Genomic DNA, 1426 nt, shown 5'->3' with positions numbered 1-1426 from the left:
ACCTTATTTTTCAGTAAGACCTAAAAATAGGAATTCATCATGACACTGACTAAAACGTCACTCTATTCCCTGCTCATTCCCACCGCATTGTATGCGGCAAGTCTGGGGCAATCCGCGATAGCGGCAACCACGGCCACCACCAAAATCAGTGCCAGCATTGTCGGCGGTGGCTGCCAAATTACCGTGCCCCCAACCGTTGCGATTCATAACGGGGAGCTTATTCCCGCTGAAGATATCACCACGACCAGTGATATCAGCGAAACCTTTGATCTCACCATTCTTGGCTGTAAAGGTTACGGGTTAACCCCCTCGATAACCCTCGAAGGAGATACCGATAGTGCCTCCGGTGAAAATCTGTTTGTGAGTACCGGTAGCACCAGTACAGGCTATGGCATTTTATTATCCACGGAAGGTAGCAGTAATTTTAACCAAAGTGACAACCTGGCAACGGATAAAAAAATCACGGCGAAAACCACCAAAGAATGGAATAAAACCTTTGCCAGTACCTTGAATGGAACCATCCCACTGAAGGCAACCGTCAGCTGCGGAACCTGTACTGCCAATGACTTACAAGGTGGCGAGTTAACCGCCTCATTAACATTTAATTTTTTCTATAACTGATTTTAAAGGCTGCTAATAACAATGATACGAAAACTGTCTTTCTTTAGCGTGATTGTAGGGTTGCTATTACCAGCCAGTGAATTACAGGCAGGCAGTGCCTCAACCACCCTCTCCTTTTCCGCTTTTTTTTATGGCGGTAGCTGCGATGTGACAGTGCCAAGTACCGTCACGTATAACAATGGCGCACCACTGCCCTACGATGAAATTCTGAAAAGTCCGCAACGTAGCGGATTCAGGTTAACCCTCTCAGGGTGCCAGGGCTATTTTTTAACCCCCAGAATTGCGGTCAAAGGAAATACGTTCACCGCGGATAACAATGAACCGCTGTATGCCGATGCATCCAGCACCACAAAAGGCTATGGCATTAAGCTATCCACCCAGGGGAATAATGTTTTCAATGCTAATGACAATACCGCAAAACCTGGCAATGAGGCGATTACCATCAAAACATGGCCATCAGGTGGAACCAGCGATGTGGCGAGATTAAATAGCTCGCTTGATTTTACTGCCGAGCTAGCCTGCGGCACCTGTACCGCCAGTGACAATTTACAAAATGGTGAACTCACCGCAACCGTCACGTTTAGCTTCTTATATGACTAATTGGGTAATAAGTATGTTTTCAAATCGTTTCTCTGGCTATCGCGCTCTGATTATTTTGTTGATATGCAGCAGTTTTTCGACGCTATCCTTCGCTGCAGAAGGCGGGCTGCGTTTAGCTCAAACGCGCGTCGTCTTTGATGCTGCCAATCCAAATACAAAACTTGCCATTAAAAATAGCAGCCCGCAGGTCTACTTAATCAAAGCT

Annotated in this window: 2 protein-coding genes and 1 pseudogene; all 3 read left to right on the top strand. The window is 46.4% G+C overall.

The genetic code is table 11. The features are described 5' to 3' along the window. Positions 1-39: 39 nt before the first annotated feature. Positions 40-621 (top strand): fimbrial-like protein, encoded by a 582-nt coding sequence (locus tag JK188_RS17350; RefSeq protein ID WP_211887023.1) that lies wholly within the window; start codon positions 40-42, stop codon positions 619-621. 21 nt (positions 622-642) lie between these two features. Next, a complete protein-coding gene (locus JK188_RS17345; RefSeq protein ID WP_211887022.1) occupies positions 643-1221 on the top strand; it encodes a fimbrial-like protein in 579 nt (192 codons plus the stop codon). Positions 1222-1234: 13 nt separating this feature from the next. After that, positions 1235-1426: pseudogene (locus JK188_RS17340) on the top strand (fimbrial biogenesis chaperone); the annotation flags it as partial.

The sequence above is a fragment of the Providencia sp. JGM181 genome, from assembly GCF_018257375.1.
Classification (GTDB): domain Bacteria; phylum Pseudomonadota; class Gammaproteobacteria; order Enterobacterales; family Enterobacteriaceae; genus Providencia; species Providencia lanzhouensis.
The sequence above is the reverse complement of the archived record's forward strand: the minus strand, read 5'-3'. Positions and strand labels throughout refer to the sequence as shown.